30 protein-coding genes and 1 tRNA gene are annotated in these 25740 nt (G+C 65.8%); 21 read left to right on the top strand and 10 right to left on the bottom strand.

Annotation, left to right across the window (positions count from 1 at the left end; all coding sequences use genetic code 11):
- Positions 1 to 51: 51 nt before the first annotated feature.
- Genes H0O22_RS00950 through larB form a run of 4 tightly spaced genes read left to right on the top strand, consistent with a single transcriptional unit; the run spans position 52 to position 2096 of the window.
- Positions 52 to 477 carry an NfeD family protein gene (locus H0O22_RS00950; protein ID WP_255439371.1) on the top strand — a complete coding sequence of 142 codons (426 nt, stop codon included), beginning with the start codon at positions 52 to 54 and terminating at the stop codon, positions 475 to 477.
- 28 nt (positions 478 to 505) lie between these two features.
- Positions 506 to 991, top strand: coding sequence for a 2-C-methyl-D-erythritol 2,4-cyclodiphosphate synthase (ispF, locus tag H0O22_RS00945; protein ID WP_185187220.1), 486 nt, complete (start codon positions 506 to 508; stop codon positions 989 to 991).
- Positions 988 to 1419, top strand: a complete 432-nt coding sequence (locus H0O22_RS00940) for a TIGR03792 family protein (protein WP_185187219.1) — start codon at positions 988 to 990, stop codon at positions 1417 to 1419. Before ispF ends, H0O22_RS00940 begins: the two co-directional genes overlap by 4 nt.
- Positions 1416 to 2096 carry a nickel pincer cofactor biosynthesis protein LarB gene (gene larB, locus H0O22_RS00935; RefSeq protein ID WP_185187218.1) on the top strand — a complete coding sequence of 227 codons (681 nt, stop codon included), beginning with the start codon at positions 1416 to 1418 and terminating at the stop codon, positions 2094 to 2096. Before H0O22_RS00940 ends, larB begins: the two co-directional genes overlap by 4 nt.
- On the opposite strand, the gene H0O22_RS00930 is transcribed toward larB, so the two are convergent.
- From H0O22_RS00930 to H0O22_RS00910, 5 genes are all read right to left on the bottom strand, one after another.
- Positions 2068 to 2226, bottom strand: a complete 159-nt coding sequence (locus H0O22_RS00930) for a hypothetical protein (protein WP_185187217.1) — start codon at positions 2224 to 2226, stop codon at positions 2068 to 2070. The genes larB and H0O22_RS00930 overlap by 29 nt on opposite strands.
- Positions 2227 to 2341: 115 nt before the next feature.
- Entirely contained in the window at positions 2342 to 2506 is a 165-nt protein-coding gene (locus H0O22_RS00925; RefSeq protein ID WP_185187216.1) for a hypothetical protein, read from the bottom strand.
- A gap of 123 nt (positions 2507 to 2629) precedes the next feature.
- Positions 2630 to 3535: a DUF1517 domain-containing protein gene (locus H0O22_RS00920; protein ID WP_185188203.1), complete on the bottom strand. Its 906-nt coding sequence runs from the start codon at positions 3533 to 3535 to the stop codon at positions 2630 to 2632.
- A 75-nt stretch (positions 3536 to 3610) separates the two neighbouring features.
- Positions 3611 to 3817, bottom strand: a complete 207-nt coding sequence (thiS, locus tag H0O22_RS00915; protein ID WP_185187215.1) for a sulfur carrier protein ThiS — start codon at positions 3815 to 3817, stop codon at positions 3611 to 3613.
- Complete coding sequence (locus H0O22_RS00910) at positions 3814 to 4878, bottom strand: thiamine phosphate synthase (RefSeq protein WP_185187214.1); 1065 nt, start codon at positions 4876 to 4878, stop codon at positions 3814 to 3816. The genes thiS and H0O22_RS00910 overlap by 4 nt, the downstream gene beginning before the upstream one ends.
- A 36-nt stretch (positions 4879 to 4914) precedes the next feature.
- On the opposite strand from H0O22_RS00910, the gene H0O22_RS00905 reads away from it, so the two are divergent.
- Entirely contained in the window at positions 4915 to 5055 is a 141-nt protein-coding gene (locus H0O22_RS00905; protein ID WP_185188462.1) for a hypothetical protein, read from the top strand.
- On the opposite strand, the gene H0O22_RS00900 is transcribed toward H0O22_RS00905, so the two are convergent.
- Positions 5029 to 5967, bottom strand: a complete 939-nt coding sequence (locus H0O22_RS00900; protein WP_185187213.1) for a bifunctional riboflavin kinase/FAD synthetase — start codon at positions 5965 to 5967, stop codon at positions 5029 to 5031. The two genes, H0O22_RS00905 and H0O22_RS00900, sit on opposite strands and share 27 nt — an antisense overlap.
- Positions 5968 to 6083: 116 nt before the next feature.
- On the opposite strand from H0O22_RS00900, the gene H0O22_RS00895 reads away from it, so the two are divergent.
- Positions 6084 to 6659 carry a DUF3611 family protein gene (locus tag H0O22_RS00895; RefSeq protein WP_185187212.1) on the top strand — a complete coding sequence of 192 codons (576 nt, stop codon included), beginning with the start codon at positions 6084 to 6086 and terminating at the stop codon, positions 6657 to 6659.
- Here H0O22_RS00895 and surE read toward each other — a convergent pair.
- Positions 6644 to 7432 carry a 5'/3'-nucleotidase SurE gene (surE, locus tag H0O22_RS00890; protein ID WP_185187211.1) on the bottom strand — a complete coding sequence of 263 codons (789 nt, stop codon included), beginning with the start codon at positions 7430 to 7432 and terminating at the stop codon, positions 6644 to 6646. The genes H0O22_RS00895 and surE overlap by 16 nt on opposite strands.
- Positions 7433 to 7501: 69 nt before the next feature.
- Here surE and pheS point away from each other — a divergent pair, with 69 nt between their 5' ends.
- From pheS to H0O22_RS00870, 4 genes are read left to right on the top strand one after another with little or no spacing between them, the layout of a single operon-like run.
- Positions 7502 to 8509 (top strand): phenylalanine--tRNA ligase subunit alpha, encoded by a 1008-nt coding sequence (gene pheS / locus H0O22_RS00885; RefSeq protein ID WP_185187210.1) that lies wholly within the window; start codon positions 7502 to 7504, stop codon positions 8507 to 8509.
- A gap of 37 nt (positions 8510 to 8546) precedes the next feature.
- Positions 8547 to 9458, top strand: a complete 912-nt coding sequence (locus H0O22_RS00880; protein ID WP_185187209.1) for an NAD(+) kinase — start codon at positions 8547 to 8549, stop codon at positions 9456 to 9458.
- Positions 9458 to 10126: a response regulator transcription factor gene (locus tag H0O22_RS00875; RefSeq protein ID WP_185187208.1), complete on the top strand. Its 669-nt coding sequence runs from the start codon at positions 9458 to 9460 to the stop codon at positions 10124 to 10126. Before H0O22_RS00880 ends, H0O22_RS00875 begins: the two co-directional genes overlap by 1 nt.
- Positions 10127 to 10130: 4 nt before the next feature.
- A complete protein-coding gene (locus H0O22_RS00870; RefSeq protein WP_185187207.1) occupies positions 10131 to 10568 on the top strand; it encodes a DUF192 domain-containing protein in 438 nt (145 codons plus the stop codon).
- Here the strand turns inward: H0O22_RS00870 and cbiE are convergent.
- On the bottom strand, positions 10525 to 11754 hold the full coding sequence (gene cbiE / locus H0O22_RS00865) for a precorrin-6y C5,15-methyltransferase (decarboxylating) subunit CbiE (protein WP_185187206.1): 1230 nt from the start codon (positions 11752 to 11754) through the stop codon (positions 10525 to 10527). The genes H0O22_RS00870 and cbiE overlap by 44 nt on opposite strands.
- A gap of 22 nt (positions 11755 to 11776) precedes the next feature.
- Between cbiE and H0O22_RS00860 the strand changes: the two genes are divergently transcribed.
- Genes H0O22_RS00860 through ribD form a run of 5 tightly spaced genes read left to right on the top strand, consistent with a single transcriptional unit; the run spans position 11777 to position 17785 of the window.
- Positions 11777 to 12028 (top strand): hypothetical protein, encoded by a 252-nt coding sequence (locus tag H0O22_RS00860; RefSeq protein WP_185187205.1) that lies wholly within the window; start codon positions 11777 to 11779, stop codon positions 12026 to 12028.
- A gap of 27 nt (positions 12029 to 12055) precedes the next feature.
- Positions 12056 to 14572 (top strand): GH116 family glycosyl hydrolase, encoded by a 2517-nt coding sequence (locus H0O22_RS00855; RefSeq protein WP_185187204.1) that lies wholly within the window; start codon positions 12056 to 12058, stop codon positions 14570 to 14572.
- 31 nt (positions 14573 to 14603) lie between these two features.
- Complete coding sequence (locus H0O22_RS00850) at positions 14604 to 16166, top strand: hypothetical protein (protein WP_185187203.1); 1563 nt, start codon at positions 14604 to 14606, stop codon at positions 16164 to 16166.
- A gap of 51 nt (positions 16167 to 16217) precedes the next feature.
- Positions 16218 to 16706, top strand: a complete 489-nt coding sequence (locus H0O22_RS00845) for a DUF3122 domain-containing protein (protein WP_185187202.1) — start codon at positions 16218 to 16220, stop codon at positions 16704 to 16706.
- The gene (gene ribD, locus H0O22_RS00840) at positions 16670 to 17785 is read left to right on the top strand and encodes a bifunctional diaminohydroxyphosphoribosylaminopyrimidine deaminase/5-amino-6-(5-phosphoribosylamino)uracil reductase RibD (RefSeq protein WP_185187201.1); all 1116 of its coding nucleotides are present in this window, start codon (positions 16670 to 16672) and stop codon (positions 17783 to 17785) included. Before H0O22_RS00845 ends, ribD begins: the two co-directional genes overlap by 37 nt.
- Here ribD and H0O22_RS00835 read toward each other — a convergent pair.
- Entirely contained in the window at positions 17782 to 18528 is a 747-nt protein-coding gene (locus tag H0O22_RS00835) for a potassium channel family protein (protein ID WP_185187200.1), read from the bottom strand. The two genes, ribD and H0O22_RS00835, sit on opposite strands and share 4 nt — an antisense overlap.
- 15 nt (positions 18529 to 18543) lie before the next feature.
- Positions 18544 to 19191, bottom strand: a complete 648-nt coding sequence (locus H0O22_RS00830) for an SOS response-associated peptidase (protein WP_185187199.1) — start codon at positions 19189 to 19191, stop codon at positions 18544 to 18546.
- 83 nt (positions 19192 to 19274) lie between these two features.
- Here H0O22_RS00830 and ftsH point away from each other — a divergent pair, with 83 nt between their 5' ends.
- The 6 genes from ftsH (at position 19275) to psbA (ending at position 25102) form a co-directional block, all read left to right on the top strand.
- Complete coding sequence (gene ftsH / locus H0O22_RS00825) at positions 19275 to 21155, top strand: ATP-dependent zinc metalloprotease FtsH (protein WP_185187198.1); 1881 nt, start codon at positions 19275 to 19277, stop codon at positions 21153 to 21155.
- Positions 21156 to 21216: 61 nt separating this feature from the next.
- Complete coding sequence (gene argF, locus H0O22_RS00820) at positions 21217 to 22161, top strand: ornithine carbamoyltransferase (RefSeq protein WP_185187197.1); 945 nt, start codon at positions 21217 to 21219, stop codon at positions 22159 to 22161.
- 55 nt (positions 22162 to 22216) lie between these two features.
- On the top strand, positions 22217 to 22843 hold the full coding sequence (lexA, locus tag H0O22_RS00815; RefSeq protein WP_185187196.1) for a transcriptional repressor LexA: 627 nt from the start codon (positions 22217 to 22219) through the stop codon (positions 22841 to 22843).
- A gap of 90 nt (positions 22844 to 22933) precedes the next feature.
- Positions 22934 to 23006, top strand: a tRNA-Ala gene (locus tag H0O22_RS00810).
- A gap of 175 nt (positions 23007 to 23181) precedes the next feature.
- The gene (locus H0O22_RS00805; RefSeq protein WP_185187195.1) at positions 23182 to 23652 is read left to right on the top strand and encodes a hypothetical protein; all 471 of its coding nucleotides are present in this window, start codon (positions 23182 to 23184) and stop codon (positions 23650 to 23652) included.
- Between the two features lie 370 nt (positions 23653 to 24022).
- A complete protein-coding gene (gene psbA, locus H0O22_RS00800) occupies positions 24023 to 25102 on the top strand; it encodes a photosystem II q(b) protein (protein ID WP_185186296.1) in 1080 nt (359 codons plus the stop codon).
- Positions 25103 to 25740 lie beyond the last annotated feature (638 nt).

Genomic DNA, 25740 nt, shown 5'->3' with positions numbered 1-25740 from the left:
CAATCGCTCCGTCGCCTTCAAGCTAGGCAGCAGCTGCCTGATCGCAACCCCGTGACTGCGCTGCTCTGGTTTCTGGTTGCCTTGGCCCTCTTGGCCCTCGAGTGGCTCGGGGTGGAGTTCGACGGCCTGCTCGCCGCGGCCCTCGCCGCCCTGCTGGTCTCGCTGCTCTGCGCCTGGTTGCCCCTGAGCCTGGGGCTGCAGCTGCTGCTGTTTGCCGCCGGCTCACTCGCCCTACTTGTGCTGCTGCAGCGCTGGTCGGCGCGCAAACGGGAGCGGGCCATCCGCCAAAGCGACGCGGCCCAGTACGCAGAGGTGATCAGTGGCTTTGATGCCGGAAGCGACCAGGGGCGGGTCCTCTGGCATGGCCAAAGCTGGGCGGCGGAGAACCTGGAGCCTGGCCAAGCACTCAGGCCCGGCAGCCAGGTGCTGGTGATGGGCCGAGACGGCACCAACCTGCAGGTGCTGCCGAACGCCTAGGTTCCAAAACCAAGCGCAACCGGCACCCATGCAGCTGCGGATCGGCAATGGCTACGACATCCACCGGCTGGTGCCGGGTCGGCCGCTGATCCTGGGGGGCCAACGGTTAGAGCACCCCGCCGGCCTGGGGCTCGATGGCCACAGCGATGCCGATGTGCTCGTGCACGCGATCATGGATGCCTTGCTCGGGGCCCTCTCCCTGGGGGACATCGGCAAGTACTTCCCCCCCGACGACCCCCAATGGAAAGGGGCCGACAGCCTGGTGCTGCTGGAGCAGGTCGTCGCCCTCGTTAAGGAGCGTGGATGGAGCGTGGTCAACGTCGATTCCGTTGTGATCGCCGAGCGGCCGAAGCTCAAACCCCACATCGAAGCGATGCGTTCTGCGATCGCGGCCCGAATGGGCCTGGAGCCCGATCAGGTGGGGGTGAAGGCCACCACCAATGAAAAGCTGGGCGCCGAGGGCCGCGAAGAAGGCATCTCCTCCCAGGCCGTGGCCCTGCTGCAACGCCCATGAGCCTGCTCGCTAGGGTCGCCGCACTCGTGCTTTGCCTGACGATGCTGCTGGCCGGCCATCCCGACGTGGCGATCGCCGCCACGGATCAGCCCGGCGGTCAGCTCGAGGTGGTCGTCGTCGAGCACCTGCGCATCAAGGTGCCGGCGGATGGTCGCCAGGCCTGGCTCGAGGCCGAGCAGGGCAGTTGGGAACCCTGGCTGCAGAAGCAAGACGGCTTCCTGGGCCGCGAACTGCTCTGGGACAGCGCGCGCGAAGAAGGCACGCTGCTGATCCGCTGGGCCAGCCGCGAACAATGGAAAGCCATCCCCGAGGCGGATGTGGAAGCGGTGCAAACGCGCTTTGAAGAACTCGCGCGCGAGGCCACGGGCCAACGCCAGGGCAACCCATTCCCCCTTGTCTTTGAAGGGGAACTGATCCCGGCGGCATGAGCGAGCTGGCCCGCCTGGATCTCGAGCGGCGGCAACGCCTCGGCATGGCCGAAGCGATTTGGGGAGAGCACAAAACCGCCGAGCAGATCGCGGCGATCCTGGTGCGGCAGCAGCGCAGCGGCGAATTGGCCCTGGCCACCCGGGTGGATCCCGCCAAGGCCCAAGCCGTTGCAGCGCTCCTGCCGGATGAACCGCAGCTTCAGTTCCACGCCGAGGCGCGCTGCCTCAGCCTGGGCGCTGCGGCCCCACTCCGTCCGGAGTTGGGGGAGGTGGTGGTGGTCAGTGGCGGCACCAGTGATTTGCCGGTTGCCGCGGAAGCGCAACTGGCCCTGCGGTGGCATGGCATCGCCTGCGAGCGCGTGCTTGATGTGGGCGTCGCGGGGCTCCACCGCTTGCTGGGGCAACTCGATCGCCTGCGCCAGGCCCGGGTGCTGATCACCTGCGCGGGAATGGAGGGAGCCTTGCCCACTGTGCTGGCCGGATTGTTGCCCCAACCAGTGATCGGGGTCCCGGTGAGCGTCGGCTACGGCGTGAGTGCCGGCGGCCAGGCGGCCCTGCACGGAATGCTGGCCAGCTGCGCCCCAGGCCTGAGCGTGGTGAACATCGACAACGGCTATGGCGCCGCGATGGCCGCCCTGCGGATCCTGCTCAGCAGTGGGGCCGAAGCGGAGCGGTAAGCGGGCGCTCCAGATCCAGCACCGCCTCCACCCAGAGACGCATCGAGCGGGGCAGACGCCCCTGTTCATAGCGGTCCAAAGCCTCCATCAACACGGGGGTGTTCACCCACTGCATCGATCGCCGAGCCATGCACGCCACGCCGGTGCTCCGCAGTGTGCTGAGCACCCCTGAGGGGTGCAACGGATGCGAGACGAATCTGCGGCTGACCTTCAGGATTGGCTCGGCTGGGCGGCCGCGCTAGCGCCTATACCGCGTCGTGACGGCTCAGCCACTCCAGCTCACGGGCCCGCTCTTCAGTCTCCACCTTGTTCAGGCGACTGAGCAGAGACTGCAGGTCCACGCCCGTCAGCTCACCGTTGGCCTGCCACTTCATGGCGGAGGTCTCGGCGTTGTGGCGCGGGCTGGACACGGATGAAAAAAGAAGTTCTCCGACTTTACGGATTGAACCCCCTGATCAACAACCAGTTGAGGCGATCAGGAGCCGAAGAGTTTCTTTAATTCCCTAAATCTTGAGCAAACCTGAAGAGCGAATTCAGAGGTGCTTGAGCTGCGGGTAGGCCGTGATCAGCTCATCGGCACTCAGCACGTCACCCGCGCCATCGGGCTGCCAGATCACCTCGAGGGCCAAGAGTTGGCTGGAGGGCACGGAGCCCAGGATGCGCAGGGTCTCGCGCAATTCCTCGGAACCATTCACCGGCTTGAGGTTCAGGCGCGTGCGGCTCGCCACCAGGAGGGTGACCGCGATGTAATCGCTGACGGCATCGGCATCACCGGCCTTGGCACTGGCGTTGGTGCTCACCGTTCCCGAGACGTTGCTGGTGACCTCGCTGCGCAACTTGCTGCGCTCGGTCATCGAGAGGCGATTGAAGGTGGATTCCGCCGCCTGGAAGGGGACATGCCCCACCTCAGCATTGGCGTAGACCCAAAGATCAGGCTGGCGCAACAGGGCGAGTGTGCTGTCCTGCAAGACGCGCTGCAGGCCGCTGCTGGTGCTGGTGTCGGCCTGGCCGGCGAGGTCGCGCAGGTCCTGCTGCAGCTCCCGGGCCGAAGCCAACAGGCCCACCTGGAGTTGGGCGATCGAGACCGGACCATCGCTCGGCGCGCGGTCGATGGAACCGCCCTGCATGCCCGCCGGCAAGGACACACCGCCACCGCCGCGCACCGCGTTCACCAGCAAACCGACCACGGCCATCAGGATCAAGAAGCCAAAGAGGCCGCCGCCGCCGAAGAAGAAGGGCACCACAAAGGGGAAGCCGAAGCCGCTGCCATAGCCGCGCTGATAACCGCCGCCCCGGTAGCCGCCCCGGTAGCCACCCCCGCCATAGCTGCGGGGCATCGGAGCGGAGCGGAAGCTGCCACCACCAATGCGACCACCGCTGGCGGCCTGACTCGCCTGGGGAACCGCCAAGAGGAGCGTGAGCACCAGGGCCGGAACCATCAAGCCACTGAGCAGCCGGCGCACGAGCGAGGAGGGACGTGAAGCGGCCACGGCGGAGCTCTAGCTCGATGGAATCTAAGAACCCCCGCCGACGATGGTGACCACCTCGAGACCATCGGCTTCCCGAACCGGCTGTTCCGCCCAGCGGGCCCGCGGCAGGATCTCGCCGTTGAACTCCACCACCACCAGCTGGGGGCGGTAGCCGAGGTGCTCGAGCATCTCCACCAGGTTCAAACCCTCGGGGCAGCTGGTGGCTTCGCCGTTGACGCGGATCTCAATCACTGCAGCATCTCCAGCAGGTCCCGGGCGGCCTGGGCCGGATCCGCAGCCTCGGTGATCGCCCGCACGACTGCCACCTGGGTGGCACCGGTGTCCAACACGGCCTGCAGGTTCGCCGCCTCAATCCCCCCGATGGCAAAGAAGGGGATGGCGCTTTCCGCGGCGGCCTGCCGGACGTAATCGAGCCCAACCGGCTCACGGCCAGGCTTGGTCGGGGTGGCATTCACCGGCCCAACGCCGACGTAATCACAGCCATCGCGCATCGCCTGCTGCAACTGCGCCAGGGCGTGGGTGCTGCGGCCAATCAACTTCTCCGGGCCGAGCAGTTGCCGGGCCAGGGCCGGCGGCAGATCCCCCTGGCCGAGGTGCACGCCATCGGCATCCACCGCCAGGGCGATGTCGATGCGGTCATTGACCAGAAAGAGGGCGCCATAGCGGCTGCAGAGCTGGCGCAACGCCTGGGCCTGCTGCAGACGAACGGCATCGGTGATCGGTTGGCCGTCGGGCGCCAGGCTTCCGTCCTTGGCGCGGTACTGCACCAAACGGACGCCCCCCTCGAGCGCCGCCTCCACGACGGCCTCCAGCCGAGGCGACGGACTGGTCACGAGATACAGGCGCGCCGCCCGCAGGCGTTCGCGCCGCTCCTGCCCGCCGGCACTGGCTCGGATCACATCTACCTCCAGGTCGTAGAGGGCGTAGCGAACCGCCGCGGCCTCCTCAGCCAGGCGATCATCCAACCCCCGCCCGAATTCCTCCAAGACCCGCAGGGCCTCCTGGACCCGGCCGCAGTTGGCTGCAACCACGGCCTGCGGCTGTTCGCGCTCCCGCTGGGCCGGATGGGCCATCCCCGTCGCGACATCACCGGCGGCGTCGCGGGCCTGCTTGTAGCGCTCGTCATGCAGACGCCCCAAGCGCTGGCGCATGTCCTTGCTGCGGGCCACCAGATCGGCCCGATCGAGGCCAAAACGGCACCAGTCCTCGATCACCCGCAACCCCTCGCGGGCGCGGTCGAGGTTGGCGTCCAGCAACCGCAAAACCGCAGCCGGCTGTTCAGGTGTGGTCATGGCGTCTGCAGGGGCAGGACTCTCTGCTTAGGTTTGATGCGCAATCCAACAGGAATGGCGATGGCCCAGGGCGAATCCGACAGCCCAATGGTGGTGCTGATCTCAGGGATTCTGCTGCTGGGGGCGATCGCCGCCTTCATCAGCTGGGGCCTAACCAACGCCTACCCCGGCAGCTGAGTCCAGCAGCGCCGCCGCTCGCTCCGCATCCCGCTGGATCTGCTGCACCAGGGCCTCAAGGTTCTCGAAGCGCTGCTGCCTACGCAGCAACTCCACCGGCTCCACAAACAGCTCTTTGCCGTTGAGGTCGAGGCTGCGCCCCAGCAGATGGACTTCGACGGCCGAGGGCGCCGTGGGATCCACCGTGGGCTGAGGGCCCAGGTTCATCACCGCCGGAAGCCGCTCATCCCCCAGCCAGGCCCAAGCGGCATAGACCCCTTCCAGGGGCAGGAACTTGCGGCCATCCACCTGCAGGTTGGCCGTGGGCCAGCCCAGCTGACGCCCTAAGCCACGGCCGCTGACCACGCTGCCGCCAAAGCGATAGGGGCGGCCCAGGAGCCTGGTCGCCTCCTTGAGGTCCCCGCCCGCGAGGGCACGGCGGATGCGACTGCTGCTGAATTGCTCACTCCCTTCCGCGAGCAGGGGTTGGATCTGAACGTCGATGCCCCGCTCGGCTCCCAGTTGCCGCAGGGTCTCGGTCGTGCCGCTTCGGCCCGCCCCAAACCGGAAGTTCTCGCCCACCACCACCAGGCCGGCCTGGAGCTGCCCATGCAGCACCTCGTGGACAAAGGCTTCCGGTGAGAGGGCAGCCAGCGCACGGGTGAAGGGCACCAGCACCAGCTGCTCGATCCCCAGGGGCTCCAGCAGGGCCAATTTCTCGGCGGGCAAGTCCAGCCGCAAGCGGGGCTCGCCGAAGAGGACCTCCCGCGGGTGGGGCCAGAAACTCACCACAGTGGGCACCAGGCCCCGTTGGCCGGCGCGGTCGGTGACGGCCGCAATCACGCTGCGGTGGCCTGGATGCAGACCGTCAAAGCTGCCGAGGGCCACCGCCGTGGGCCCCTTCGCTTGCCCTGGCTCGAGCAGCGGAATCACAGAGCTGCGCCAGCGGACAGGGGCTCAATCTTGAGCGCTGCAATCACAACCAAAAGCGCTCGAGGCCTCGCCAGAGTCATTCTCCCATGGCAGGTTTGGGCATCCCCCCACGTCCCATGGCCGATCGCCTCGACTTTCAGCTGCTCTCCCTAGGGCTGAGGCGGATGGCCTGGATTCGCTTCTGGACCCAGACCGCCCTGGGGATCGTCGTGGTGGGAGTCCTGCTCTTCAACAACATCGGCGGCAGCCTGGCCCGCAATTCCGAGCGCGCCCTGGGCCTGGGCCCGGGCCTGTCGCTGACGACCCTCTCCTTCTTTGTGCTGCTCTACAGCCTCTGGCAGGGCTGGCTGATCGTTCGCCTCGGCCGAGCGCTGGGCAGCAGCGCCAAGCCCAGCCGCAGCGAGGCCGCAAAGCTGATCAAACGGGGACTGCTCGCGGACGTTCTGGGCCTGGTCTTTGCCTCAGTGGGCTACCAGTCCCTCGCCGGCAGCCTCTTTGTTCAGGCCTCGCTGCAAGCCCCGGGCTTCTTTGGCTCTCCGGTGGGCGGAACCAGCGCGCGCAGCTTGGTGGGCTACCCGATCACCTCGATCGAGATGCTCTCGGTACTGAGCAACACCCAGGTGCTCTTCGCCCACACCATCGGCCTGATCTTCTCGCTCTGGTTCCTGCAGCGGATCTACCGCGCGAAGTGAGGCTGCTTCAGGGCTGAGAGATCGCCGCGCCAGAACAGCTCGGGCTGCAGCGGGGTCAGCGAGACGCCGCCATCCGCCACGTGGGCCACATCGATGGGCCACTCCTTGGGCCCCGCCACCTCGGCCTCCAGGTCATTGGCCACCTCGCCGGCCAACCAGAAGTAGGTGCGGCCCCGAGGGTCGCTGCGCTTGACGAATTGATCGGTGTAGCGGCGCACCGCCTTGCGGCACCAGCGCAGCTGGCCGATGGACTCCAGGGGCAGAGCCGGAACGTTGAGGTTCAGCAGCATCCCCTTATCCCAGTCTTCGCGGCGGCTCTGCTCGGCCACATCCAAGGCGATGCGGGCGGAGGCCTCGAACTCGCGCCACTTGTAATCCGCGCAGCTCACCGCCAGGGCGGGCAGGCCTTCGATCGTGCCCTCCATCGCGGCACTGACCGTGCCCGAATACAAGGTGTCGGTGCCGAGGTTGGGGCCGTGGTTAATGCCGGAGAGGACCATGTCAGGCCACTCCTCCAGCAGGGCAAACAGGGCCAACTTGACGCAGTCGCTGGGGGTGCCGCTGCAGGCCCAGGCCGTGACGCCATCGGCAAAGAGCTCATCGGCCCGCTCCGCCCGCAGGGGGGATTGCAGGGTCAGGCCATGGCCCGTGGCGGAGCGCTCTTGATCAGGGCAAACCACCGTGACCTGGTGCCCTCGCCGCAGGGCTTCAGCCGCCAAGGCACGGATGCCATCAGCGAAGACGCCATCGTCATTACTGATCAGGATCCGCACGCTGTCCTCTCGCCTGGCCCGAGGCTAAGCAGGCGTCTACCTAAAGTCGGCGGTCGTTGAAGCCGATCCTTGAGCGCCACCGTCAGCCTGCAGCAGCTCACCGATCAACTGGATCAGCTGGAGGCCCAGGCCGCCCAAGAGATCGCTGCCGCCGCTGATGCCGCCGCCCTCGAAGACCTGCGCGTTGGTCTGTTGGGCAAGAAGGGTCGCCTCTCCGGGGTGCTCGGCGCGATGGGCAAGCTGCCCGGCGACGAACGTCCGCTGGTAGGACAACGAGCGAACGTCCTTAAAGAGCAGGTGCAAACCCTGCTGAGCGATCGCCTCAAAGCGGTGAAGAGCGCGGCCATGGCCGAGCGCATCGCCAGCGAGACCCTGGACGTGACCATGCCGGCCAGCTTCACGCCGGTGGGCCACCGCCACCCCCTGATCAGCACGGTGGAAGAGATCGTCGATATTTTCTCGGGCCTGGGTTACCAGGTGGAAGAAGGGCCTGAGATCGAGAGCGACTTCTATAACTTCACCGCCCTGAACATCCCCGAGCATCACCCGGCCCGGGACATGCAGGACACCTTTTACTTGGGTGATCACCAGCTGCTGCGCACCCACACCTCACCGGTGCAGATCCGCCACCTGGAGAACAACGCCCCGCCAATCCGGATCATTGCCCCGGGCCGCGTCTATCGCCGCGATGCCGTCGACGCCACCCATTCCCCGGTCTTCCACCAAGTCGAGGTGCTGGCCATCGATGAGGGCCTGGACTTCAGCCACCTCCGCGGCACGGTGACCTCGTTCCTGCAGCAGTTCTTTGGTGATCTGCCAGTGCGCTTCCGCGCCAGCTACTTCCCCTTCACCGAGCCCTCCGCAGAGGTGGACGTGCAGTGGCGCGGCCGCTGGCTCGAGGTGATGGGCTGCGGCATGGTCGATCCGGCGGTGCTCCAGGGCATGGGCATCGACCCAGAGCGCTACAGCGGATTCGCCGCTGGCCTGGGGGTGGAGCGCTTCTGCATGGTGCGCCACGGCATCGATGACATCCGTCGCCTCTTCACCAGCGACCTGCGTTTCCTCGAACAGTTCTGATCCCCATAAACTCTGGGGGGACCACCTGAGCCGCTCTTTGCCCTGCGTCGGACTGATCATTAACGACGGCAAGGACCTGGCCCTGTCCACTGCCGACACCATTGAGGCCCGCCTTAAGGAGGCGGATTACGACGTGCTGCGCGCCAGCAGTGCCGCCGGGATGGTCGGTTTCGCCAACCCTGAGCAGCACCTGCGCAGCAAAGGGCACGTTGCCTGCGTCCCCCCCCACTTCGAAGCGGGGATGGACATGGCGATGGTGCTTGGGGGCGACGGCACCGTGCTGTCGGCCACCCGGATGACGGCACCGATCGACGTGCCGATCCTGACGATCAACACGGGGCACCTGGGCTTCCTGGCGGAGACCTACCTCCCCAAGCTTGAGGAAGCCCTCGACCAGGTGATCGCCGGCGACTGGACCGTCGAGGAGCGGACCACGTTGGTGGTGACCGTGATGCGCGGGGACCAGCGCCGCTGGGAGCTGCTCTGCCTGAACGAGATGGCGCTGCACCGCGAGCCCATCACCTCGATGTGCCATTTCGAGATCGCCGTCGGCCGCCACGCCCCGGTGGACATCGCCGCCGATGGCGTCATCCTTTCGACCCCGACCGGCTCCACCGCTTACGCCCTGAGCGCCGGCGGACCGGTGATCAGCCCCGACTGCCCGGTGCTGCAGCTCACCCCGATCGCCCCCCACTCCCTGGCGTCTCGGGCCCTGGTCTTCAGTGATCACGAGCCGGTGACAGTCTTCCCGGCCACCCCCGAGCGGCTGATGATGGTCGTGGACGGCAGCGCCGGTTGCTACGTCTGGCCGGAGGATCGGGTCCTAATCCGCCGCAGCGAGCACCCCGTGCGCTTCGTGCGCCTGGCGGACCATGAGTTCTTCCAGGTGCTGCGCAACAAGCTCGGCTGGGGCCTGCCCCACGTGGCCAAGCCCGGCAGCGGCGCTTGATGAACGACGTCTGTGTCCTGCTCCTGGGGGAGACGTCCGAAGCCCTCGCCGAGCGTCTGAGTGCCTCCGGCTACGCCCCCCTGCTTGGCGAACCCGGCCTGAAGCAGGCCGCAGAGGACGGCTGCGAGCTGGTGGTGCTCTCCACTGATTGGGGAGCCCGGATCCAGGAGCTCCGCCACAACCTGGGACCGGTTCCCCTGCTGCTGGACATCGTTGAGGACAGCGTTCCGGCCCGCTCCGAGGTGTTACTCCAGGGGGGCGACGACTTCTGGTTGTCCTCAGCCGGCGCCAGCGACCTGCTGACCCGGCTGCGGGTGCACCTCAAGCTGCAGGACAAACAGCGGCCGCCGCGGGATCTCCTGCAACTGGGGGACCTGACCATCGTCCCGAGCCGCCATGAGGTGCGCCGCCAGGGCACGACGATCGCCTTGACCGCACGGGAATACGCGCTGCTGGAGCTGCTGATGGAGCACGCCCGCGAGGTGGTCAGCCGCGAGCGGATCCTGGCGACGGTCTGGCGCGATCAGCAGGGGGCCGCCAGCAACGTGATCGAGGTCTACATCCGCTACCTGCGCCAAAAGCTGGAGGCCGAGGGCGGCAAGCGGCTGATCCACACCGTCCGCGGCAGGGGCTACTGCCTCAGCGACGGACCACCCCAGCTGGGCTGACGCGATGCCAACCCCTGCCCTTCCGCCGCAACAGCTCCCCCTTGAGGCCCAGTGGTGTGTCGCGGCGGAGCAACCCTGCATTGCCCTGGAGGTGGCCCGCAGCCAAGAGCAGCAGCGCATGGGCCTGCAGGGCAGGCCGCCCCTCGCACCGCTGCGCGGGATGTGGTTTCCCTTCCCCACACCGCAACCGCTCCGCTTTTGGATGCACAAAACCCCGGCGCCACTCGACATGATCTTCCTCCATGGCAACCGGGTGATCGCCATTGAGGCCAACACGACGCCCTGTCCGCACCTGCCCTGCCGCAGCTACGGCCCCCAGGAACCCGGCGACGGCGTCGTGGAGCTCGGGGCCGGGGAAGCCAAGCGCCTGGGCATCCGCGTCGGCATGCCCGCTGTGATCAGCCCGATTGCTTCTGTCCCCGCAGGATCAGCACCGGATTAAGGGGCGCCAGCCGGGTGCCATCCGCCAGGGCGGAGCCCCGCCAGGCCTGGTGCTGAGCGATGCCGACCACCAGGCCGGCTCGCTCTAAAACCGGACGCAGGTCCGCCAAGGCCTCCACGGTGGCCAGGGGAATGACCACCCGTCCGCCGGGATTCAGGCGCGCCAACACGGCCTCGAGCAGGGCCACACGATCGCGACCGCCGCCGCCGATCAAGACCCGATCGGGGTCGGGCAGATCCGCCAAGGCCTCCGGGGCGCGACCTTCAATCACCCCCGCTGGCGTTACCCCGAGCCGCTCGGCGTTGGCGCGGATCAACGCCGCTGAACCACCCCGCTGCTCGAGCGCCCAGAGAGACAGCCCAGGCCGCAGGCGCAGGGCCTCCAGACCAATGGAGCCCACCCCGGCCCCCAGATCCCAGAGCACCCCAGAGGCCGGTAAGTCGAGGTCAGCCAGCAGCTGAATGCGGACCTCACGCTTGGTCATCAGCCCGGGGCGATCCGGATGCTGCAGGTAGGCACCGTCGGCGAGCCCCAAGAGCGGCAAGGACTCCGGCGGTTGGGGATCGGGCTGCTCCGCCAGCAGGACCACGAGATGCAAGGGATCCAGATCCGCAGGCAGCGCAGCCGCGGGAGCCAACCGCTGCACCCGCTCCTCGGGATGTCCGAGCCGCTCACAGAGCCAAAGGCCATAGGCCTGCTCCAGCCCGGAGGCCCGCAGCAGCTCCCGCACTTCCGCCACCCCGCCGCGGCTGGGGTCGGTCAGCACCGCCAGGGCCTCCGGGCGCTGCTGCAGGCGAGACGCCAGGACCCCGGGGTCACGGCCGTGGAGGCTGATCCAGCTGGCGTTCTGCCAAGGACGGGCCAGCCGGGAGAAGGCGAGTTGCAGGGAACAGGGGGAGGGGTGGAAGCGCAAACGCTCAACGCCCAGTCCCTGGATCAGGAGCCGGCCAATGCCGAACCAGAGGGGGTCACCACTGGCCAGAACCACCGCCGCCTCGGCCCCCTGGAGCTGATCGATCAGGGCTTCTGGCTGGTCACTGGCGATCAGGGGGGCGCTGCTCCAGCCCTGCAGAGCGTCATGCAGGCGACGGGGGGCCGCCACCAGGGGCGCCTGGCGAAGCAGCTGCTGCTTGTCGAGGGGCAGCGATGCCGGAGCGCCCGCGTCGGTGCCAATCACCTCAATCATGGGTGCATTCTGCTGCTGAGCGATGAACCCCTCCGATCGCCGTCAACGCCTGCATGAGTTGGTCGTGGCGCTGATCGCCCAACAAAGCGACCTGGATCTGCTCGATGACGACAACAGCGGCAGCCTGGCGGTGGCCCAAGGCAACCCCGCGGGCTGGCTGGAGCGAAACCGGCGCGTGGTGCAGCGCTACCAGGCTTTGGTGCGTTCCGCGGCAACCCTGGATGCGCTGGTGGAACAGGAGGCGAACGAACGGGCGAACCCCTCTCAACTCTGACAAGCTGGCGGCACTAATAGCTGCCCCATGGCGCGCCTCGGCCTGTCCGCCCTGAAGTCCCTGCTGCGCCGCGCCGGACTCCGTCGCTCCAAACGTCCCGCCACCTGGCAGCCCCCGACCGCGAGCTGGAGCCGCCCCTTAGGTCAGGGCTGGAGCTCTCCCTACACGGTTCGCTACGCGAGCAACCTCGACGACGGCCCCAACCACGGCATGCCCCTCGGTGGCTTTGGCGCCGGCTGCATCGGTCGCGCCCCAGATGGCTCCTTCAACCTCTGGCACCTCGACGGCGGTGAGCACTGGTTCGGGGTGTTGCCCGATTGCCAGTTCTCCCTGTTTGAGAGCAACGGCAACAGCAGCCGCGCCCACGCCCTCGCGGTCGAGTCCAGCCGCGATGCCTCCCGGCCCGAGGCCGACAAACCGCTGCAGAGCTGGGATTGGTATCCCGCCAGCACGGAGACGAAGAAGACCGGCACCTACGCCGCCCGCTACCCCCTGAGCTGGACGCACTACGAAGGGGTCTTTGACGCCGAGGTCAGCTGCGAGGCCTTCAGCCCGATCCTGCCGGGCAACTACCAGCAGACCAGCTATCCGCTGGCGGTGTTCGTCTGGACCCTGCGCAACCCCAGCAGCCAGCCGCTGGATCTCTCCTTGATGCTCAGCTGGCGGAACACCTGCGGTTGGTTCACCAACACCGACTCCTCCGCCGAGGTGCACTTCCGCGATGACGGCAGCCCGGAGCACAACTACGCCCCGGCCATCGGCAAGAGCGAAGGGCACCGCAACGCATGGATCGAGGACGGCAACTGCAAGGGAGTCGTCCTCGGGGGTGACGTCTCCAGCCCGGTGCGGGAAGGCGAGGGCCAATGGTGCATCGCCACCAGCGAACAGCCCGGGGTGAGCATCCAACGCTGCAGCCGCTGGACTCCCACGAGCGATGGCTCAGAGCTCTGGGGCAGCTTCAGCCGCGATGGCTCGATCCCCGAGAGCAACAACAACCGCCGCAGCGGCGCCGCCGAACCGGTCAGTGCCGCCCTGGCGGTCCGCTGCCGGCTGGAGCCTGGCCAGAGCATCGAGATTCCGGTGGTCATCAGCTGGGATCTACCGGTCACGGCCTTCGCCACCGGCACGAGCGCCCTGCGCCGCTACACCGATTTCTTTGGGACCAGCGGCCAGAACGCCGCCGCCATTGCCGCAGAGGGGCTGACCCACTGGCGCCAGTGGAAAGCGCAGATCGAGGCCTGGCAGCAGCCGGTGCTGGAGCGCAGCGATCTGCCGGAGCCGCTGCGGATGGCGCTCTTCAACGAGCTCTATGACCTCTGCAGCGGCGGCAGCCTCTGGAGTGCCGCCAGCCGCGAAGACCCCGTGGGCCGCTTCGGGGTCCTGGAGTGCCTGGACTACGCCTGGTACGAAAGCCTGGATGTGCGGCTCTACGGCTCCCTGGCGCTGCTGCAGCTCTGGCCGGAGCTCGACAAGGCGGTGCTGCGGAGCTTTGCCCGGGCGATCCCCGCAGCCGACGCCACGCCGCGGCCGATTGGTTGGTACTTCACCCAGGGCAAGGGCCGCGTCGAAGCCGCCCGCAAGGTGAAGGGCGCCACACCCCACGACCTGGGGGCCCCCAACGAGCGCCCGTGGGATGCCACGAACTACACGGCCTACCAGGACTGCAACCTCTGGAAGGACCTGGCGAGCGATTACGTCCTGCAGGTCTGGCGCACCTTCAAGCTCGCCCCCAATGGCGAGGACCTGCGCTTCCTGGCGGAGTGCTGGCCGGCGGCCGTGGAGGCGCTGCGGTACCTGAAGACCTTCGACATCAACAACGACGGCCTGCCCGACAACGGCGGTGCGCCGGATCAGACCTTTGATGACTGGCCGCTGAAGGGCGTCAGCGCCTACTGCGGCGCCCTCTGGATTGCCGCACTGGAAGCGGCCCTGGCGATCGCCCAGCAGCTGCAACTGAGCACCGGCCTCGACACCTCGGCTGAGCAACAGGAATTCAGCGGTTGGCTGGCGCAATCGCGAGGGAACTTCGACACGCTCCTCTGGAACGGCGAGTACTACGACATCGACGCCGAGAGCGGCACGCCCGTGGTGATGGCCGACCAGCTCTGCGGTGACTTCTATGCACGCCTGCTGGGCCTGGAGCCGGTGGTGAGCGAGGCCAACAGCCGCAGCACCTTGAATGCCGTGCGGGAGTCCTGCTTCGAGACGTTCGAAGGCGGCAGCCTCGGCGTGGCCAATGGCCTGCGCCGCGACGGCACCCCGTTGGACCCCAACGGCACACACCCGCTGGAGGTCTGGACCGGGATCAACTTCGGCATCGCCAGTTATTTCCGGCTGATGGGCGAGACCGAGACCGCCCTGGCGATCACCTCAGCAGTGGTCCATCAGGTGTATTCCGGCGGCCTGCAGTTCCGCACCCCCGAAGCGATCACGGCGGTGAACACCTTCCGCGCCTGCCACTACCTGCGGGCGATGGCGATCTGGGGGGTCTGGGCGACCCACACCGATTGGCAGCGGATCCCAGGGGCGGAGGCGAGTGGTTAGACCCTGGGCAAACATCAGCCGGGCCGGGAGCTTGATTGCTGGAGCCCTACTGATCACCCTCGCCTGGGCCTCTGCATCGCGTGGGTTTTGGAGTGAAACGCAGTCGATTTTTATCGGCGACCACCTGAGGCCTTACCTACAAATTCAGACGCTCTTCAGTGGCGGACTAAGCAGTGTCCCGAGGTTTTCAAGGCTGCCCAGCCTGTTCCCCGACTACTTAGACGCACTCATCACGAGTGGGCTCCGCACAGACATCAAGCAGTGGATGTTTGCCTCAAGCATCCTGAATGGGGCCTGGCTGGGCTGTTCCGGTGCACTCTTTGTCAGCCAAATCATCAAGCGTTCGTTCTGGAGCTGCTGCCTGCTGAGCTCCATCGCAGTGGTTGGCATTGGGGCATGGATTCCGCAGTTCAGCACCACTGCAGGATTAGCCACGATGCCAATCCACCATGGCGGGAACATCACAGCAACCTTCATCGCCTGGTCCTGGATCGCATATCAAGTAGAGAAACCCTGGAGGCGCATGACGGCGATCGCGACGATTGGCGGAGCGGCTCTCTTCTGCTTTGACAACCTCTTTTTTCTGATCACCTTTCTCTTCCCGTTCACTGCACTCTCGATTGCCATCGCTGCACTGAACCGAACAAGAATCCAAGCGGCCCACAACAACTGGCTGCGGCTTTGCCTGTCCTCTGCCGTTGGCTGCCTGCTCGGTTACATCCTGCTGAATACCGTTCCAACCGAGTGCAGAAACTCGCTGACAGCGAATCTGAGCGTCCTGACCGAGTCGATCAAGCTCCACAGCTCCCTTGATCCAAAGGAAGGGAGCCCCCTTCTCCTGCTCTGCGGACTGGCGTATGCGGTGAGCTTGTGGGCGAGCCTCATCAACCGCAAATCCCATCAAGCAGCAACGCTGTTGATGGGCAGCGCCCTCGGCAGCGCTTTAACGATTGCCTCATTGACATACATTTCAGACCACAGACTGAACTCGGCCAAATACATCCTTCTACCGCTTCTCATCTCACCATTCCTACTATCGATCTCAGCCTTATTTCTGAGCGAAAGAGCGGTCTTCCCCTCAAACAAGCTTCTCCGTGGGATTTCGATGACCGCCACAGTCATCCTGATCAACCTGTGCCTGCCTGCGGTTCAAGCCAGCCTGAACCTCGCCTCGCAATGGCAGCCGAAGGCCGCTCTTCTTCAACTCAATGACGGCCAACAGCATTTCTATCTCGTCGATTCCAGCCTTGACCCTCTTCAGTTAGAGCTGTTTTCGGGCGGGACGATTCGAACTCTGCCAATCGCCTCTGATGGCAACCCCTGGCTCTGGCATTACTCCAAAAGTGACCTCGCCGTTGCACTTCGAGCAGGAGAGCCCGAAGCCATCATTCGGAAAACAACCATCGAGCCGGAGTTCGTGGATCGATTCGTCCAGCGCTACGGAGGGCTGCAGATCACACCAACGTCGAACCATGAGGGGTTGGTCACCTACCGCTTTGAGACCCCTGCATTAGTCATGGACCGGCTCACCGCTCTGGTCTCCCGATCGAGCTCAATCGGCTGCGACGGGTTTCAGAGCCAGCCCCGCAGCTAGCTCCTCGCCCACTCAGCTTTCATACGCTGGGGAAACGAAAGCGCGTCTTCGGTGAAGCACTGGTTCGGTCTCTTCTTGGCTGCGGTCTTGCTGGTTTTCCCCCTGCAACCCGCCAACGCCCAGGTGCATCTGCACCCCGATGAGAACGGCACGGAGATCGTCCGCAGCCTGGAAAGCCTCAGGGATCTGGACTACCAGAGCTGGCAGGCCGTCGCCTACCGCTCTGGTCCCCCAGGCGGCCCAGTGACCCTGCGGATCGTGGGCTATCCGGGCCGCGTGCGCCTCGATCACCCCACCTCGCTGATCGTGCACTCCGGGCGAGGCACCTGGGAACTGGAGGACATCACCACCGCCAACCCGAAGCTGGCGAGCGATGGCCGGGATGCCGCGGCCGAGTTTGACCTCAATCCCCTCCTGGCCGACCTGCACCAGAACCGCCCCCTCCGCCTTGAGCTCCCGGGAGTGTTCGTCGAGCTGCCCGTTCCTCCCTTTGTGGTGGGTGAATGGCGCAGCCTGCCGAGCTGGCGCGACGCCGGATGAGCAGCGGCGCCTGGCGGCCCTGGATGCAGCGGGCCCTGCAGCTGGCCTCCCTCGGGGCCGGACGCACGAGCCCCAACCCGCTGGTGGGCTGCCTCGTTCTGGATCGGTCCGGCGCCTTGGTTGGCGAGGGCTTTCACCGCCAAGCCGGCACACCCCACGCGGAGGTCCACGCCCTGCGCCAAGCCGGCGCGCGGGCCCAAGGCGGCACCGCCATCGTCACCCTGGAGCCCTGCTGCCACCACGGCCGCACACCCCCCTGCAGTGAAGCGCTGATGGCCGCGGGCGTCAGCCGCGTTGTCGTCGCGATGCGGGATCCCGATCCACGGGTCGCCGGAGGCGGCATCGCCCAACTCCAGGCCGCCGGCATCGAGGTGATCAGCGGGGTCTGCGAAGCGGAGGCCCAAGCCCTCAACCGCAGCTTCATCCAGCGGGTGCAGACCGGGCGCCCCTGGGGAATCCTCAAGTGGGCGATGAGCCTCGATGGCCGCACCGCCCTACCCAACGGCTCCAGTCAATGGATCTCCGGTCCACCGGCCCGCGCCTGGGTGCATCGGCTGCGGGCCCAATGCGACGCGGTCCTCGTCGGCGGCGGAACCCTCCGCGCTGACAATCCCCTGCTCACCAGCCGCGGGCAGCGCAGCCCTGAACCGCTGCGGGTTGTGCTCAGCCACAGCCTGGATCTGCCCAGCACGGCCCAGCTCTGGGACCAAAGCGAGGCCGCCACCCTGGTGCTCCACGGCAGCGACGCTCCCCCTGAACGGCAACAGCAGCTGGATCACCTGGGGATCGAGCACCTCGCCCTGCCGGACTGCCAACCGAAGGCCGCCCTCGAACTCTTGGCCCAGCGGGGCTGCAATCAGGTGCTCTGGGAATGCGGCCCGGAGCTCGCCGCCGCCGCCCTGCTTGACGGGTGCGTGCAACAGGTGGCTGGCGTCATCGCCCCAACCCTGCTCGGGGGATTGGCCGCTCGCACCCCCCTGGGCGACCTCGGCTTGGTCGATGTCAACCAAGCCGAGCCATGGGGCCAGCAACGGCTCCAGTCCCTCGGCAAGGACTGGCTGATCGAGCTGCAGCGCTAGGAGTCTTCGCGCTCTTCGGCGATCTCCTCTTCCGCGTCCTGGACGGTGTAGCGGCTGATTAACAGACCCATCACCAGGGCTAGGTAGACCGTCCCGGAGACCGCCACCATCACGCTCAACAGCTGGCTCTGGGGCGTCACCGGGCTGATGTCGCCATAGCCGGTCGTCGTCAGGGTGATGAAGGCGTAGTAGTTGAGCTCAGCAAAATCCAGCGAGAAAATCTTGGCCGCCGGCCCCGCGGCACCATGCAGGAGCGACACATCGGTGGCGACGGTGTTCACAAAGCTGCCCGGCGCCAGCGACTCCAGCACCGCAAACAGCAGTCCCGCAGCCAGGCCCAGCAACAGGTAACCCGCCAAGGCTCCCATCAAGACATCACGGCTGATGGCGCGGTCCTTCGCCAAGTTGCGGATCAGGCGCTCGCAGCTCCAGGCCACCAGGAGCGTCCAGACCACGAGCAGCGGTAAGCCCGCACGGCTTTCCTGCGCACTCGTGAAATACCAGCCGAGGGATGAGGCGAAGGTGAGCACCGCCAGCAAGCGGTAGGCCCGGGTGCGTTGCCGCGACCAGCGGCCGGGCTCCACCCGCGCCCCCAGGCTGAAGAGCAAGACCCACGGCATCGCCAGATAGCCCAGGGCCGACAACTGACGCATGCCTGCAGGCAGCATCAGACAACCGATCACCGTCAGGCCGTTCGCCAACAGCAGGCGGTAGCCGAGATGGCGGGGGTTCGCGCGGGCCATGGCCCAGTCTGGCGATCAACCAAACAGGGGCAACTGCTCCGTTTTGCTCTTGGGCTTGGCTTTGAGCGGGGCCTCAGCGGCCCAGCCTTCTGGCGACCAGCCCTGCATCAACGGCTCCAGGGCCCGCAGGCCAGGACCATCCACGGGCTCCATCCAGGCCTCCTCCAGACCCTCCGGAACGACCACCGGCATCCGGTCATGGAGCGGCGCCACCAGGGCATTGGGGGTCGTGGTGAGCACGCAGCAGGTCTCCACTTCACTGCCATCGGGGCCAATCCAGCGGTCCCAAATGCCGGCGAGCCAAAACGGCCGTCCGTCGATCGGGGCCAGACGGTGACCCTTTTCGTAGAAGCCATCGGCCGGCAGCAGGCAACGGCGATGGCGCCAGGCGCCGCGGAAGCTGGCCTTCTCGGCCACTGTCTCCGAGCGGGCGTTGAAGGGCCTAGGTCCGTTCAAGGGATCCTTGCTCCACTCCGGCAGCAAGCCCCAGAGCATCAGCGCAGGACTGATCTGACCGTGCTCCTGCCGCAGGGCCAGCACGGGTTCCCCGGGGCGGATCAGGGGGCGCGGGGCGTAGTGGGCCAGCAAGCCATCGGGCAAGCTCCCGCCGAGCTTGGGGAGCAGTTGATCGAGGCGAGAGGTCAGGGAGTAACGACCGCACATGGCCTGGAGCGCTCCCGTTCGGTTCTCACCCCCCACTGGGGCCTGTAGACAACCCTAGTTTGGGGCAAACGCGCACCCGTCGCATGCCTATCCGCAAGGACGACACGCCCCCGAACCGGCGCTTCGGCCTCGTCAATCTGCTCCTGATTGGCTTTGGCGTGCTCCTTCTCGTGAGCAGCTTCCTGCCCAACCAGGGCATGCAGCAGGTGCCCCGGGTTCCCTATTCCCTCTTCGTGAGCCAGGTGGACGACGGCAATGTCCGCCGCGCCTACATCACCCAAGAGCAGATCCGCTACGAGCTCAAGGCGCCTCCGGAAGACGACGCCCCCTCGGTGCTCGCCACGACGCCGATCTTCGACATGGATCTGCCGAAGCGGCTCGAGGAGCACGGCGTTGAGTTCGCCGCCGCCCCGCCCCAGAAGCCCAGCTTCATCACGACAGCCCTGAGCTGGATCGTGCCGCCCCTGATCTTCATCTTGGTGCTGCAGTTCTTCGCCCGCCGCTCCATGGGTGGCGCCCAGGGTGCCCTGAGCTTCACCAAGAGCAAGGCCAAGGTCTATGTCCCGGATGAAGAATCCCGGATCACCTTTGCCGACGTCGCCGGCGTGGACGAGGCCAAGCAGGAACTGACCGAGATCGTCGACTTCCTGAAGTCATCCGAGCGCTACACCGCGATCGGCGCCCGCATCCCCAAGGGCGTTCTGCTGGTGGGCCCTCCCGGCACCGGTAAGACCCTGCTCTCCAAAGCCGTCGCCGGTGAAGCGGGCGTTCCCTTCTTCATCATCAGCGGCTCGGAGTTCGTTGAACTCTTCGTTGGCGCCGGTGCCGCCCGCGTGCGGGACCTCTTTGAAGAGGCCAAGAAAAAAGCGCCCTGCATCATCTTCATCGACGAACTCGATGCGATCGGCAAGAGCCGTGCGGGTTCGATGGGCGTCGTCGGCGGCAACGACGAACGCGAGCAGACCCTCAACCAGCTGCTCACCGAGATGGATGGCTTTGCCGCCAAGGACAAGCCGGTGATCGTGCTGGCCGCCACAAACCAACCGGAAACCCTCGACGCCGCCCTGCTGCGCCCCGGTCGCTTCGACCGCCAGGTGCTGGTGGACCGCCCGGACCTCTCCGGCCGCAAGACCATCCTCGATATCTATGCCCGCAAGGTGAAGCTGGCCCCGGGTGTGGATCTCGACCGGATCGCCCAAGCCACCAGCGGCTTCGCCGGTGCGGACCTGGCCAACCTCGTCAACGAAGGAGCTCTGCTCGCCGCCCGTGCCAAGCGCACCTGCGTGGAGCAAGGCGACCTCAATGAGGCGATCGAGCGTGTCGTGGCTGGCCTCGAGAAAAAGAGCCGCGTGCTCCAGCCCGACGAGAAAAAGGTTGTGGCTTATCACGAGGTGGGTCACGCCATCGTTGGCCACCTGATGCCCGGCGGCAGCAAGGTCGCCAAGATCTCGATCGTTCCCCGCGGCATGGCCGCCCTGGGTTACACCCTGCAGCTGCCCACCGAGGAGCGCTTCCTCAATTCCAAGGAAGACCTCGAGGGACAGATCGCCACCCTGCTGGGCGGCCGCAGCGCTGAGGAGATCGTCTTTGGTGCAGTCACCACCGGCGCCGCCAACGACCTGCAGCGCGCCACGGACATCGCCGAGCAGATGGTCGGGACCTACGGGATGAGCGACATCCTTGGCCCCCTCGCCTACGACAAGCAGGGCGGCAGCCGCTTCCTCGGCGGGGCCAACAACCCGCGCCGTTCCGTGAGCGATGCCACCGCCCAGGCGATCGACAAGGAGGTGCGCACCCTGGTGGACCGCGCCCATGACCGGGCCCTGTCCATCCTTCGCCACAACCGCGAGCTGATGGAGAGCATCTCCCAACAGATCCTCGAAAAAGAGGTGATCGAAGGCGATGACCTCAAGGATCTGCTCGCCAGCAGCGTCATGCCCGAGGACGCTAAGGCGATCGCTTGAGCCCCAAGGGGTTGACGCGGGGGCCCGTCATCTCAGATAAGGGTTCTTTGAAGACGGGCCCATGGCTGCCCTCAGCGGCTATCCCTCCCTCGCCGGCCTCAGCGGACGCGACTTCCTCTCGTCGGCTGATGTCACGGCGGAGCAAACCCAAGCCCTGCTGGAGCTGGCGGCGGACCTGAAGGCCGGCCGCACCCGCGTGGACCTCAGCGGGAAAGTACTGGGCCTGATCTTCAGCAAGGCCTCCACCCGCACCCGGGTGAGTTTCAGCGTGGCCATGGCCCGCCTGGGCGGCCAGACCATCGACCTCAATCCCCAGGTCAGCCAAGTGGGCCGTGGAGAGCCCGTGGCGGACACCGCCCGGGTGCTGAGCCGCTACGTCAACGCCCTCTCGATCCGCACCTTTGCCCAAGAGGAGCTGGCGGAGTACGCCCACTGGGCCTCGATTCCGGTCATCAATGCCTTGACCGACCTCGAGCACCCCTGCCAGGCCCTCGCCGATTTCCTAACCCTGCAGGAAGCCTTCGGCTCCATCGAAGGGCTCACCCTCTCCTATGTCGGAGACGGCAACAACGTCGCCCACTCACTGATGCTCTGCGGTGCCCTGCTCGGGGTGAACATCCGCGTGGGCTGCCCCAAGGGCTACGAACCCGACGCTGGCGTTCTGCAGCAATCCCGGGCTCTGGCGGGCGATCGCTGCAGCATCGAGGTCATTCAAGAACCGGTCGCCGCCGTCCGCGGCGCCCATGCCCTCTACACCGATGTCTGGGCCTCGATGGGCCAAGAAGAGGAGAAGAGCGAGCGGGAGCAAGCCTTCAGCGGCTGGTGTCTCAATGAGGAGCTGGTGGCCGAGGCCGATCCCAAAGCGATCGTTCTCCACTGCCTGCCCGCCTACCGCGGCCTGGAGATAAGCGCTGGCGCCATGGAAGGAAGCAGCAGCCGGATCTTCGATCAAGCCGAAAACCGTCTGCACGCCCAGCAGGCCCTGCTGGCGGCCCTGCTCTCCTGAAGCCGGTTGCCAAAGCAGAGCCCCGGCGGTACAAATGTATTGACGAACAAATGCATTGCCGGTGCCCGCTGGATCGCCTGAGCCCCTGACCACCGCCCAGCAAGAGCTCTACGACTGGCTCTCCGAGTACATCGGCGAACACCGCCACAGCCCCTCGATCCGCCAAATGATGGAGGCGATGGGGCTTCGCTCTCCGGCGCCGATTCAGAGCCGCCTGCGCCACCTCCAACAGAAGGGCTGGATCACCTGGAAGGAAGGTCAGGCCCGAACCCTGCAACTACTCGGCGACGCCCTGGGTGGCGGCATTCCGGTCCTGGGTGCCGTGGCTGCCGGTGGCCTGGTCGAAACCTTTGACGACGTCGAGGAGCGGCTGGAGCTCGAGCCGGTGCTGGCCACCCGCGGCCTCTTCGCCCTGACGGTCAACGGCGACTCGATGGTGGACGCCCACATCGCCGACGGTGACGTCGTTTTGATGGAGCCCGTCAAGGAGCCAAGCCGACTGCGGGAGGGCACGATCGTCAGCGCCCTGGTGCCCGGCAGCGGCACCACCCTCAAGCACTTCCACCGCGACGGCCGGCAGGTGCGTCTTGAGGCCGCCAATCCCGCCTACGAACCGATCCTCGTGGATGCCGACCAAGTGGCCATCCAAGGGAAGCTCGTGGCAGTCTGGCGTCAGGTTTAAACCCTCTGCGGTGTAAGCTCTCTCCATCGACGACGCGGCCTTCGGGCCATCCCTGACGACCAGCGCCAGGCGAGTTCATCGATACCGAAAGGGGCCATAGCTCAGCTGGTAGAGCACCTGCATGGCATGCAGGGGGTCAGGAGTTCGAGTCTCCTTGGCTCCACTTACCGAAAGCCCGGTCCACGACCGGGTTTTTTAGTGCCTTGCCAAAGAGGAAGAAGCGCCGCAGAAGGCTGTTTCACATTGTTTGTGCGCCAAAGAGTGCGCCAAATGAGTGCAAGAGGAGGAGCTGGAGGCAGCTTTAAGGGCTAGGAAGGTCCTGCTGCACCTACAGAGCAATGGCAGAAGTCCTTCTGTTCGTCACTGGGGTCCTGGCTGGCTTCATCGCCGGGTACATCATCTCAAGGCGCAGCAGAGCCTCCTCAGCCCCGAACGGCAGCACTGAACGCCTGCTGGAGGAGCGCCTGAGCAAGGCGGACGCAGGTCTGGAGCAGTTCAGCAAGCAACTAGAGGCTCAGAAGGAAGAACTCAGGAGCCAGCAGGAGCAGCTCCAGGAGGCGCGTGAGACGGCAGCGGTTAGCCGCACCCAGCTCAATGCCGTCACCAAGGAGCGCGATGAACTCAAGCCGTCCGAAGCCACAACCAAGGCAACTCTGGAAGAGACCCGGGCTCAGAAAGAGATCCTCAGCACCCAAGCGGCGGAAGCAGCCGAGAAGCTGAACTCTCAGCAGAACCAAGCCCGCACCGAAATGAAGGAGGCTGTCCAGCTCGGACGAACACCTACTGCTCCCCGACCCACTGCTCAGTAGTGGGGGGGGCTCCACGGCATGTGGGACCCCCGTCCGTCAACGGGGGCCGTCTGCTCTTCGGTGCCCCCTCCCTGGGGACTTCGATCACTCTCCTTCTGCACCTAGCCGTGCCCATAGCCCCCAAATGGGGGCAATCCAGCCGCTGACGGCCGTGTCCCCATTTGGGGGCGATTCAGCCTCAGATGATCGCAAGAGCTCAGTCATGACGGGGCTGATCAGCTCTGGTTATCGCTGTGATCGCCAGAGGCGATCGCCAAAAGGGTTCCCAGTTCTTGGTCAGTGCCCATAACTTCAGGTGCAACAGCCCAACAGGGCCGTTTTGCATCCCCGCTCTGACGGCTAGTCCGTTGAGCCTTTCTTTCCCGTACTCATGACGACCACCATCCAGCAGCGCCAAGGCGCTTCTGCGTGGAACCAGTTCTGCGAGTGGGTCACCAGCACCGACAACCGCCTCTATGTGGGTTGGTTCGGCGTTCTGATGATTCCCTGCCTGCTGGCCGCCACCATCTGCTTCATCGTTGCGTTCATCGCAGCACCCCCCGTCGACATCGACGGCATCCGTGAGCCTGTTGCTGGCTCCCTGATCTACGGAAACAACATCATCTCTGGTGCTGTTATCCCCTCCAGCAACGCCATCGGCCTGCACTTCTATCCCATCTGGGAAGCCGCCAGCCTCGACGAGTGGCTGTACAACGGCGGTCCTTTCCAGCTGGTTGTTTTCCACTTCCTCATCGGCATCTACGCCTACATGGGTCGTGAGTGGGAACTCTCCTACCGCCTCGGCATGCGCCCCTGGATCTGCGTTGCTTACAGCGCACCCGTGGCTGCTGCTTCCGCAGTGTTCCTGGTGTATCCCTTCGGTCAGGGCTCCTTCTCGGACGCCATGCCCCTGGGCATCTCCGGCACCTTCAACTACATGCTGGTGTTCCAGGCTGAGCACAACATCCTGATGCACCCCTTCCACATGCTTGGTGTGGCTGGTGTGTTCGGTGGTTCCCTGTTCTCCGCCATGCACGGCTCCCTGGTGACCTCCTCCCTGGTGCGTGAAACCACCGAGAGCGAGTCCCAGAACTACGGCTACAAGTTCGGCCAAGAGGAAGAGACCTACAACATCGTGGCTGCCCACGGTTACTTCGGTCGCCTGATCTTCCAATACGCCTCCTTCAACAACAGCCGCAGCCTGCACTTCTTCCTGGCTGCCTGGCCTGTGGTTGGTATCTGGTTCACCGCCCTGGGCGTTAGCACCATGGCGTTCAACCTGAACGGCTTCAACTTCAACCAGTCGATCCTGGATTCCCAGGGTCGTGTGCTGAACACCTGGGCTGACGTGCTGAACCGCGCCAACCTCGGTATGGAAGTGATGCACGAGCGCAACGCTCACAACTTCCCCCTCGACCTGGCTGCTGCTGAGTCCACCCCCGTGGCTCTGACTGCTCCCGCCATCGGCTGAGGCTGAACCCCAAGATTCAGCTTCTTCTCGAACTTCGAGGAGTGTTGAATCAAAAGCCCCCGCGAAAGCGGGGGCTTTTTGTTGTTTGGGCTTGCAGTTGCGAGGCCACCGGAGCCATAACCAGCGAGGAGACGGCCGAGAACATTCCGCCGTTGTCCGAGCAGGGGGGACTTATCCGACCCCCCGACCCAATCCCCTTGGCACCAAGAAGAGGGCTGCCGAACGAGTGAAGTCCATAAAAAATCCCCCCGGGCAGGCGTCCGAGGGGATGGACTGACGTTTCGAGGTCATCATCACCAGAACCTCCTTAGCCCAAAACCCCCATATGGGGTCATGTCTCATCAAGGAGATGAAGAGCAGATGACGCTGACTAAGCGGTGCGTTTCCAAGGCCAATCCGGTCTTTGTCAGGCTGGACCTACCTGACGCTTAGGCCAGCCTCAGCATCTAGATGGAGAGCCTCAATTCTCTTTGTGATGCAACCCGCAAGCTTCTGATCACCTGCGCGTTGAGCTTGATGGAGGTGGAAGCAGAGGGCCTCGTAAATCTGCTTTGAGGAAGTTGGTTTAGCCATGCGAAAGAGCCTCTAGAAGCGTTGGTTGTGGTCAGACATCGCGGAACAGGGATCCCACAACCCAT

The organism is Synechococcus sp. LTW-R (assembly GCF_014217875.1).
In the GTDB taxonomy this organism is placed as follows: domain Bacteria; phylum Cyanobacteriota; class Cyanobacteriia; order PCC-6307; family Cyanobiaceae; genus Vulcanococcus.
The sequence above is the reverse complement of the archived record's forward strand: the minus strand, read 5'-3'. Positions and strand labels throughout refer to the sequence as shown.